The organism is Nitratidesulfovibrio termitidis HI1, from assembly GCF_000504305.1.
GTDB lineage: Bacteria > Desulfobacterota > Desulfovibrionia > Desulfovibrionales > Desulfovibrionaceae > Cupidesulfovibrio > Cupidesulfovibrio termitidis.
Genome location: NZ_KI632512.1, coordinates 2890572 through 2899719, shown reverse-complemented (window position 1 = coordinate 2899719; position 9148 = coordinate 2890572). Strand labels below are relative to the sequence as shown.

At 68.0% G+C, this 9148-nt stretch carries 11 protein-coding genes (1 of these 11 running past the window's edge); 1 reads left to right on the top strand and 10 read right to left on the bottom strand.

All coding sequences use genetic code 11. The annotated features are described in order from the left end of the window. A protein-coding gene (locus DESTE_RS11700; protein WP_035067812.1) for a LysM peptidoglycan-binding domain-containing protein crosses the window boundary here: on the bottom strand, positions 1–423 show its 5' portion. 1428 nt of this gene lie to the left of the window's left edge; only the first 423 of its 1851 coding nucleotides appear in the window; the start codon lies at positions 421–423; the stop codon falls past the left edge of the window. Between the two features lie 238 nt (positions 424–661). Here DESTE_RS11700 and DESTE_RS18690 point away from each other — a divergent pair, with 238 nt between their 5' ends. Then, on the top strand, positions 662–2050 hold the full coding sequence (locus DESTE_RS18690) for a TrmH family RNA methyltransferase (protein WP_051384438.1): 1389 nt from the start codon (positions 662–664) through the stop codon (positions 2048–2050). 173 nt (positions 2051–2223) lie between these two features. Here the strand turns inward: DESTE_RS18690 and fliQ are convergent, their stop codons facing one another. From fliQ to DESTE_RS11650, 9 genes are all read right to left on the bottom strand, one after another. Beyond that, positions 2224–2493 carry a flagellar biosynthesis protein FliQ gene (gene fliQ / locus DESTE_RS11690; protein ID WP_035067811.1) on the bottom strand — a complete coding sequence of 90 codons (270 nt, stop codon included), beginning with the start codon at positions 2491–2493 and terminating at the stop codon, positions 2224–2226. Between the two features lie 13 nt (positions 2494–2506). Then, complete coding sequence (gene fliP / locus DESTE_RS11685; protein ID WP_156925446.1) at positions 2507–3184, bottom strand: flagellar type III secretion system pore protein FliP; 678 nt, start codon at positions 3182–3184, stop codon at positions 2507–2509. Between the two features lie 337 nt (positions 3185–3521). Beyond that, entirely contained in the window at positions 3522–4202 is a 681-nt protein-coding gene (gene fliO, locus DESTE_RS11680; RefSeq protein ID WP_281172055.1) for a flagellar biosynthetic protein FliO, read from the bottom strand. Continuing rightward, complete coding sequence (fliN, locus tag DESTE_RS11675; RefSeq protein ID WP_035067809.1) at positions 4195–4752, bottom strand: flagellar motor switch protein FliN; 558 nt, start codon at positions 4750–4752, stop codon at positions 4195–4197. The genes fliO and fliN overlap by 8 nt, the downstream gene beginning before the upstream one ends. A gap of 26 nt (positions 4753–4778) precedes the next feature. Continuing rightward, positions 4779–5294, bottom strand: coding sequence for a flagellar basal body-associated FliL family protein (locus DESTE_RS11670; protein WP_035067808.1), 516 nt, complete (start codon positions 5292–5294; stop codon positions 4779–4781). A gap of 85 nt (positions 5295–5379) precedes the next feature. Next, the gene (locus DESTE_RS11665) at positions 5380–6339 is read right to left on the bottom strand and encodes an OmpA/MotB family protein (RefSeq protein ID WP_051384437.1); all 960 of its coding nucleotides are present in this window, start codon (positions 6337–6339) and stop codon (positions 5380–5382) included. Between the two features lies 1 nt (position 6340). Continuing rightward, positions 6341–7318 carry an OmpA/MotB family protein gene (locus tag DESTE_RS11660; protein ID WP_245590831.1) on the bottom strand — a complete coding sequence of 326 codons (978 nt, stop codon included), beginning with the start codon at positions 7316–7318 and terminating at the stop codon, positions 6341–6343. Between the two features lie 24 nt (positions 7319–7342). Beyond that, positions 7343–8101: a motility protein A gene (locus DESTE_RS11655; protein ID WP_035067806.1), complete on the bottom strand. Its 759-nt coding sequence runs from the start codon at positions 8099–8101 to the stop codon at positions 7343–7345. Positions 8102–8240: 139 nt separating this feature from the next. Beyond that, the gene (locus DESTE_RS11650) at positions 8241–9029 is read right to left on the bottom strand and encodes a YggS family pyridoxal phosphate-dependent enzyme (protein WP_051384436.1); all 789 of its coding nucleotides are present in this window, start codon (positions 9027–9029) and stop codon (positions 8241–8243) included. Between the last annotated feature and the right edge of the window lie 119 nt (positions 9030–9148).

Here is a 9148-nt window from a genome sequence, read left to right as displayed (position 1 = left end):
GCCCTGCTGCCGGAACACTTCGCGGATATGCGGCAGGTAGTTCTGCGAACGTTTCAGGTAGCGTTCGAAGGTGCCCCGCGCGCGGTGGGTGAAGTACTTGAAGTGCAGTTCGACGTCACGCCGGGCTTCCGGGGTGAGGTCCTTGTCCAGCTCGCCGGTGGAGTTGAGGGCCGCCCATTCCTGGGGGGTAATGGGCACGCCGTCGTCGGCGGGCGGGATGGGCAGTTCCACCACCTCTTCGGGTTCGGCGGCGGGGGCGGTGGCGGTGGGCGGCACCGGACAAGCCTCTGCGGGCTGGACGGGGGGGATATTCTTCTTGGGCGCGCAGCCGGCGGCCAACAACGCCAGCGCCAACAGCACCAGCACGTGCCGGATGGCACGACGCGCGCGCAGGGCGGAGGACAGGAGTCTGGTTCGCTGCATGAATGTTCCGGATGTGTAGGGAGCGGCGGAAGAAGGCCGCGAGAAGGAGCGTGCGTCGGGTCATCTGCCGCGTTCCGGCTGGCCCCGGCGCCTGTCGGCCCGGCGGGTTCGGCACCGTGGCCCCTTGCGTGGAAGCACGTTCAAGGGTACCTGCGGTGTATGCGGCATCCCGACCCTACCTCATGCCGCCCATCCAACGCAACCCGTCTACCCGCGCCCTTCCGGGCGAAAGCGACACATGTCCAAGAAGCACCCCCTTTGGGGCACCGACGTGCGCGACGACGCGCCGCGCGATGCCCGTAGCGACGATACGCGTGACAACCGTTCCCGTTCCGCCAACCGTAACCGCCAGGATGGCCCCCCCACGGGCCGGACCGACAAACGCGAGGGCAAACGCGAGGACGGACGAGGCGATGCCCCGCGCGGCCACGCGGGCAAGCCCGGCGAGCGGCGGGATTCCCGCCCCGGCGGAAGCCGTGACGACCGGAACGGCAGGCCGGAACGGCCCGGCCACCCGCCACACCGGGGCAAACCCGCCGACGGACGGCGCGACGCCCGATCCGATGCCCGCCCCGGCGCGCGCCCTGAATCCCGACATGACGTCCGCGACATCCTGCCCGATGTCCCCGAATCCCCGTGCTCCATCCTGCCCGGCGTGAAACCGGTGCTGGAACTGCTGGAATCGGACCCCAGCCGCGTGGAGACGGTGCTTATCCGCAAGGGCAAGCGCGGGCGCGAGGTGGACCGCATCGTGGAACTGTGCCGCGAGGCGCGGGTACGCTTCATCTTCGCCGAGGCGCACGCCCTGGACCGGCTGTTCGCGTCGGGCAAGGCCATCGCGCAGTCTGCCAGCAGCATGGCCGAACCGGACACGACCGAACCGGACATGGTCGGGAATCAGGCCGCCGACGACCTTTTCGCCGATGACGACGAGGCCTGGGACATTCTGGAAGGCCGCGGCGCGGCGCGCGCCACCGACGACGCCGCCACTGACGCCGCCACTGACGACAACCACGCGGCACGGACCGGACGCGCCCCCCAGGCCTCGCACTCTTCACATCAGGGTGTCATCGCGCGGGTGTTCGACGCCGGGTTCGCCGAATTCGGCGACATCCTGCGCGACGCCCCCGACGCCCCGCTGCCGCTCATCGTGGCCCTGGACCAGGTGCAGGACCCCGGCAACGTGGGCACCCTGGCCCGCACCCTGTACGCGCTGGGCGCGGCGGGTCTGGTGGTGGTGCGCCACGGCGGGGCCGCCCTGGGCGGGGCCGCCGCCCGCGCCGCCGCTGGCGCGCTGGAAAAGCTGCCCGTTGCCAAGGTCACCAACCTGGCCCGCGCCCTGGATGAAGCGGACGAAGCTGGCTACACCATATATGCCGCTGGCGGCGCCGCGCCGGACGCGGACGGCAAGCCGGGCAGCGGCCCGCGCAACCCGTTCACCGAACCGTTGCGCACCCCCGCCGTGCTGGTGCTGGGCAACGAGGACAGCGGCATCCGGCCCAACGTGGCCAAGCGTTGCCACTTCACCCTGTCCATCCCCATGGCCCGCGACTTCGATTCGCTGAACGTGGCCCAGGCCGGGGCCATTCTGGTGGGGTGCTTCGCCGCGCGCCGCCACAAGGGGTAGCCTTCGCGCGTCACCGCGCGCATCACCCCCTGTACCGTCATGCAAAGGCTCCCGCCCCTCCAATCGGAAGGGCGGGAGCCTTTTCGTTGCGCCGCGACTGCCGTCCGGCGGAGCGCCCGAACAGGCCGGACCGTCCGAACAAGTCAGACAGGGAGAGGCGGCGCGGGGCCAAGCTACCTGATGTAGTTGGGAATGCTCAGGAACACCTCTCGCGTGTAGGTGATCATCTTGTCCATGATCCACGGAAACGAGATGAGCAGCGCAAGAAAGATGGAGACGATCTTGGGAATGAACGACAGCGTCATTTCCTGAATCTGCGTGGCGGCCTGGATGATGCTGACCACAACGCCCACCACCAGCCCCACGCCCAGCATGGGCAGGGAGATGAGCAGGGCGATTTCGATGGACTGGCGCGCGAAGGCAATGACCATTTCCGGCGTCATGCGATGTACCTCTTCAGACCGCGAAACTGTTGACCAACGACCCCACCAGCAGCGCCCACCCGTCCACCATGACGAAGAGCAACAGCTTGAAGGGCATGGAAACCATCATGGGCGGCAGCATCATCATGCCCATGGCCAGCAGGATGCTGGACACCACCATGTCCAGCACCAGGAACGGAATGTAGATCAGGAAGCCGATGGTGAACCCGGTCTTCAGTTCGCTGATGACGTAGGCGGCGGCCAGCATCACCGTGGGCACCTCTTCCTTGGTGCGCGGCTGCTCCATCTTGGTGATGGCGTAGAAGATCGACAGGTCCTTCTCGCGGGTGTGCTTGAACATGAACGAGCGCAGCGGGGCCTGGGCCTTGTCCAGCGCCTCGGTGAAGCCGATGCGCTCCTCGAGGTAGGGTTGCAGGGCGGTGTCGTTGATCTGCTTGCCCACGGGCATCATGATCACCACCGTCATGAAAATGGCAAGGCTGGCCAGCACCTGCGAGGGCGGCAGCTGCTGCACCCCCAGCGCCTGGCGGGCGAAGTGGAACACGATGATGATGCGGGTGAAGCTGGTCACGGTAAGCATGATGGCCGGGGCCAGCGAAAGCACCGTGAGCATGAACAGGATTTCGAGCAGCAGCGAGACCTTTTCCGGCTCGGTCTGGCCCGCGCCAAGGGTAAGCTGCATGGTGGGCATGACCAGGTCCTGCGCGGCATGGGCCGGGCTGCCACCCAGCAGCGACAGAAGCGACAGGGGCAGCAGCAGCGCTAGGGCCAGGGAAAGCAGACGGCAGGCGGAGGCGGGACGGGTGGCGCCGGGAAGCAGGGGACTGCCGGGCAGCATCGTGTGGCCCACGGACAGGTCGCAGGGGGCCGGGGAAAGGGGGCGAACGGCTGCCAGACTGGCGTTGTCCTGCCGGGTGGTGTCCTGCCGGATGCTTTCGGGCGCGGTGGCCTGAACGGGGTTCGCCGTCAGGCCGGTGACGCCCCGGCGGACAGATGCCGGGGCGCAACTGACGACGGTTGCGTCAGTTTCAGGAAGATGCGCGCCCCTTGCCGAGGGCACGCCCCAGCACCGAGGAAAAGCCGCCGGAACCGCGCCCGCCGGGCTGGTTCGGGGTGCTTCCGGCATCGGAAGTTGCGTCGTCGCTGCCGTGCTCTTGGTCAAGGTCCTGCTCCGTGAGTAGCGTTATCTGCTGGTCGGTGACGCCCAGCAGCAATCGCTTGTTCAAGAAGCGTACCACCATAAGCCCCTTGCGCGGGCCAACGGGCAACTGCGCCTCCAGGCGCAGGTCGTCGCGCGAAAAGCCGCCCGCGCCGGGCACGGCGCGGAACAGCCCGCCGTGGCGGCGCACGGCCCACAGGGCCAGCCACAGCAGCCCCACTAGCAGGAACAGCACGCCCACGGCCTGGATGTACCCGCTCCACGAAAAGGCGGGCACGGCGGCGGCAGCAAGGCCGTCGGACGCGCCCAGCCCCACGGTGGCGTTGGCATGGGCCATGGTGGCGTTCACCGCGTCGGCGGCACTGGCCGCCACCTGTCCCGCGGCATGGGGCAGGGCCTGGGCGGCGTCGCCCATGGTGGCGTTGGCGGAAATGGCGGCGCGCACGGCGCCCTCCGCCTGGGCCGGAGCCTGGGCGGCCATGTCGGTGATGACGTTGGCGGCGGGACCGGTGAGGGTGGCGTTCACTGCGGATTCGGTGGCGTTAAGCAAGCTGCTTCACCCGTTCGATGGGGCTGATGATGTCGGTCAGGCGCACGCCGAACTTTTCGTTGATGACCACGGCCTCGCCGCGCGCCACCAGCTTGCCGTTGACGTACACTTCCAGCGGTTCGCCGGCCAGCTTGTTCAGTTCGATGACCGAACCCTGCCCCAACTGGAGCAGTTCGTTGATCAGCAGGCGGGTACGGCCCAGTTCCGCCGATACGTCCAGCGGAATGTCCAGGATGAAGTCCAGTTCGCGCCGCCCGCTGTCGGGCCGGGGCGACTTGGCCTCTTCCGTCAAATCCTTGAACTTGGCCTCGCGCGCGGCAGAGGCGAAGAAGCCCTGTTCCTTTTCCTTCTTCAGCTGGGTCTGCTCTTCGCTGGCCAGGGCCTTGGCCCATTCCTCGGCCAGGCGGGCGTCGTCCTCGCCGCCACCGGCGGCGGCAGCGGGCGCGGCCTTTTCACCGCCGCCCTCGTCACCCTCGTCGTCCTCTCCGCCAAGGGCGGCAGCCCACTGGGCCGCCAGCAGATCCTGATCGACATCCTTGCCGTCACTCATGGGTATTCCTTTTGCGCGATTCGCGCCTACTGGATGACCATTTCGGTTATGTACACCCGCAGCACCTTGGGGCCGCCCAGAATCTGGTTCAGGCGTTCGGCCACCTCGTTCTTGAGCTGCAACTTGCTTTCGATGGGCGCGAGGTCCGCGTACGACTTGCTGGACAGCAGCAGAATGACCGCATCGCGCACCTTGGCCGACTGGGCATCCAGTTCCTTGACCGTGGCGTCGGAACCCACCTCGACCTCCATGGTCAGCTTGAGGTAGCGGCGGCCCGTGGGGTCTGCCAGGTTCACCAGGAAGGTCGGCAGCTTGGCCACCTTGGCGTTGCGGGGAGACACCTCGCCGCCCTTGGCATCGGCCTTGCCCTCGGCCTTGGCCGGTTCGGGCGCACCCTCGGCATTCTGCGCGGCGGGCCGCATGACGAACCACCAGTACGCCCCGCCACCGCCGCCGCCAGCCAGCAACAGCAGCAACAGGATGAGAATGACCCACTTCAGCTTGCCGGATTTCTTCTTTGGGGGTGCGGCTTCTTCGGCCACGGTATTCGCTCCTTGGGACGGCTGGACATCTCGGGACTGGGCGGGCGGGCCAGGCCCTCCGCCGGGCCGCGCACTGCGGTCCCTGCTAGTATCCGCCGAGTCTCGGCGTGGTCTTTACCAGAATTTCCACCCGGCGGTTGCGGTCGGGATCGCCGGAACCCGCACCCGCGCCCGTGCCGCCATCGGCCCTCTGGCCGTCGCCAGCCTGGTCCGACATACTCGGCACACCCGGCATGCCCGGCACACCCGCATCAACGGGCGCGGGAGGCTGCCCCGCAAGGGATGGCCGGTCCTCAAGGGATGGCCGGTCAGGGCCATACCCCGCGACGGAAAACCGGGCCGGGTCAAGTTTTCTTTGCACGAAATATTCCAAAACCGTCAACGCCCTCCGGCCAGCCAGTTCGTACCCGATGGCGTTGCCCGTTACGATTCCAGCCCCGCCCCCCGTTCCGGAGGCCTGCTCCAATGCGGACACGCCTTCGGTGCGCGGGTCGCTGTGCCCGGCAATGGCCACATCGGCGATAACGTATTCCAGCACCTCGGCCAGCATGCCCAGCAGGGGGCGCGATGCCTCGCGCAGCTGCCACTGACCGGGGGCGAACAGCAGGTCGTCGGACAGGGCCAGCACGACCCCCTCCGGATGTTCCAGTATCCGCAGGTTCTTGTCCAGTGTACTTCGGTCGATGCCGGGGGGCAACTCGGCGCCGGGGAACAGCAGTTCCTTGATCTCGCGCTGGTGGGCGTACACCTGCGCGGGCCTCGCCAGCAGCGGTTCCAGCAGGCGGATGCGCTCCGGCACCGTGCCGGTGACGCCTGCAGCCTGTTCGCCCGCCTCTCCGAAATGGCTGCCGATGCGCGACAGGGTCACCCGGTTCATGGACGACATGGACAGCAGCAGCACGAAAAAGGTCAGCAGCAGGGTGACCAGGTCGGAATAGGTCAGCAGCCACGGCTGACGTGGCTTGTCGTCCGCCGGTGCACGGCGCGAACGGCGCGCGGGGCCGTGCGTGTGGGAAGGCGCGGGGGAAGGCGGGATGTCGAACATTTCAGTTTCCTCCCCCGCCCTGCTCGGGAATCTGGTTGGCGCCCAGATCAGTACCTTGACCGGCACCCTGTCCGGCTCCCAGATCGGCACCCTGACCGGCGCCAGAGCCGGAACCGCCGCCGGAATCGGGACCGATGCCGGATCCCGTGCCGCCGGGCAGGGCGAAATCGAACCGGAACCCCTTGTACTGGAAGGTTTCGCGCACCGGGGCGCCCTCCTTCAACGATTCCATGCGCCGCGCCCATTCGGCATTGCGCCTGTCGAGCACGATGTCCACGCGACGGTTGGCGCGCCGCCCGTCGGGGGTCAGGTTGTCGAAACGGGGGCGCGTGTCGCCGTGGGCTTCCATGAGCATGCGGCCACGCGGCACGCCAAGGTCGGCCAGCTTGCGGTACACCGCCGTGGCCCGACCCAGCGAGAGCCGCCACGGCGAAGGCAGCGACTTGTCGTCGCCGCGCAGCCGGAACAGGATGCCCTCTTCGTCGCGGGCGGACGCAGCGTGCCCGGCGATCAGCACCGGGTGTTCCACCCCGCGCAGCACCGGGGCCACGCGCGCCAGCAGGGCCGCGCCGCGCTCGCTGAGTTCCGTCGAGCCCGCGCGGAACAGCACCTCGTCGTTGATGGAGAAAATCTGGATGTAGCCGTTTTCCTGATAGTTGATGTCGCGCTCGGCATCTTCCCACAGCATGTCGCGCAGGGGGGTCAGGTCGCGGCCATGCGGGGGGGCGTCGCCAAGGGGGACGATGCCCGGCACGGGGCGGCCGTCCGCCGGTTCGCGCAGGCTGGCGGTGCCCTGCTCCTGCCCGAAGCTGCCCGCCACCGACCCCACGGCCATGACCCGGCGGCGCTCGTCGATGACCGAAATGGCCACCAGCAGCACGAAAAAGGTCAGCAGCAGGGTCATCAGGTCGGAATACGTGATGAGCCACGGCGGCTGGGTGTTGCCCGTGGGCTGCGGTTTCCGCCTGTCGCGCGCCATGGTCCATGCTCCGGGGTAAGGAACCTAGCTGGCCCTGCGCTCGCGCGGGGGCTGATAGCAGGTCAGCTTTTCCAGGATGATGCGCGGGTTCTCGCCCCGGGCAATGGCCAGGATGCCTTCCAGCTGCATCTCCATCAGCTGCACCTCTTCCTTGCTGCGGTGACGCAGCTTGCCCGCCAGGGGCAGGAATATCAGGTTGGCCAGCACCACCCCGTAGAAGGTGGTGATGAGCGCCACCGCCATGGCCGGGCCGATGGACGAAGGATCGTTCATGGCGCGCAGCATCTGCACCAGGCCGATGAGCGTGCCCACCAGCCCCAGCGCCGGGGCGTACGCGGCCAGCGCGTTGAAGATGTCCACTCCCATGGAGTGGCGCGTCTCCAGCGCGGCGATCTCGCTTTCCATGATCTCGCGGATGGCGTCGGGCTCCAGTCCGTCGATGGTCAGTTGCAATCCCTTGCGCAGAAAGGGGTCGTCCAGGTTGCGCACGGCGGGTTCCAGCGACAGCAGGCCCTCGCGTCGGGCGCGGTGGGCAAATTCCATGAATTGGTCGATGACCAGGTCGATGCGGTGCAGCCGGGTGGCGAAGGCCTTGCGGGTGATGGACAGCACGCGCAGGGCCACGGGCAGCGGATAATGCACCAGCGCGGCCCCCAGGGTGCCGCCCAGCACGATGAGCATGGCCGCCGGATCCACGAAGAACAGTGGGTTACCGCCCATAGCCAGCGCCGTGCCGATGAGCCCGAACGAGATGAGGATGCCGAGTACGGTTGCCAGATCCATGCGGTACCCCTGCTGCGTGCGCGGGCGGTTGGTGCGTGCCCCGCGTGTGCCGGGCGTTTCGGGCGGTTATCGGACTAGTCGATGGGCAGGGGGCCTGCCCACCGGAGGCATGCAAGAATACCCGCTGTCCGGTTGCCCCCTACGACTTCGGAGGACGCGGGCCAAAGATATCCGTCCCCACCCGCACGATGGTGGCCCCTTCGGCCACGGCCACTTCCACGTCGTGCGACATGCCCATGGAAAGATGCGGCAGGGCCAGGCCCACGCGGGCGGACAGCGCATCGCGCAGTTCGCGCAGCCGGGCAAAGTACGGACGCGAGACCTCGCCGTCGTCGAAAATGGGCGGCATGCACATCAGCCCCAGCAGGCGCAGGCGCGGCAGGGCCAGCACCGCTTCCGCCAGGGCGGGCAGGTCGTCCGGGTCCACCCCGGATTTCTGCTCCTCGTCGCCGATGTTCACCTGCAACAAAATGTCCTGCACGGGCGCAACGCCCCCGGCCCCCTGCGCGGGCATGGTGGACAGGCGCTGGTCCAGCTTGCGGGCCACGCTTTCCGAATCCACGGTGTGGATAAGCGCAAAACGCCCCACCACGTCCTTGGCCTTGTTGCTTTGCAGGTGGCCGATGAAGTGCCAGCGCGGGGCCGCATCCGGACCCATGCCCGTCATATCGGCAACTTCGGCCTGTTTCCGTAGTGCTTCCTGCACATAATTCTCACCAAAATCACGCTGCCCGGCGGCGGCCAGCGCGGCCACGGACGCGGCAGGGTGGTATTTGGACACGGCCACCAGGGTTACCCCGGCGGGGTCGCGCCCGGCGGCGCGGGCGGCGCCGTCCACGCGGGCGCGCACGGCGGCCCAACGGTCCAGCAGGGTCTGTGCGGCTTCGGGCGGCAAAAAGGCGGAAACGGCTGCATTCTCGTGAGACATGACATCATCCCGGATGGCAAAAAGCGTAAGCGCCGCCCGCCGCACGACACACGGCGGACGGACGGCGCGAAAAGGGCTACCGGCGACAGGACAGAACAGGACAGGACAGAACATGGCAG

Coding starts and splice junctions, on each gene's coding strand:
- DESTE_RS18690 (WP_051384438.1), top strand. CDS start 662: ATGTCCAAGAAGCACCCCCTTTGGGGCACCGACGTGCGCGACGACGCG.
- fliQ (WP_035067811.1), bottom strand. CDS start 2,493: ATGACGCCGGAAATGGTCATTGCCTTCGCGCGCCAGTCCATCGAAATC.
- fliP (WP_156925446.1), bottom strand. CDS start 3,184: ATGCCCACCATGCAGCTTACCCTTGGCGCGGGCCAGACCGAGCCGGAA.
- fliN (WP_035067809.1), bottom strand. CDS start 4,752: ATGAGTGACGGCAAGGATGTCGATCAGGATCTGCTGGCGGCCCAGTGG.
- DESTE_RS11665 (WP_051384437.1), bottom strand. CDS start 6,339: ATGTTCGACATCCCGCCTTCCCCCGCGCCTTCCCACACGCACGGCCCC.
- DESTE_RS11660 (WP_245590831.1), bottom strand. CDS start 7,318: ATGGCGCGCGACAGGCGGAAACCGCAGCCCACGGGCAACACCCAGCCG.
- DESTE_RS11655 (WP_035067806.1), bottom strand. CDS start 8,101: ATGGATCTGGCAACCGTACTCGGCATCCTCATCTCGTTCGGGCTCATC.
- DESTE_RS11650 (WP_051384436.1), bottom strand. CDS start 9,029: ATGTCTCACGAGAATGCAGCCGTTTCCGCCTTTTTGCCGCCCGAAGCC.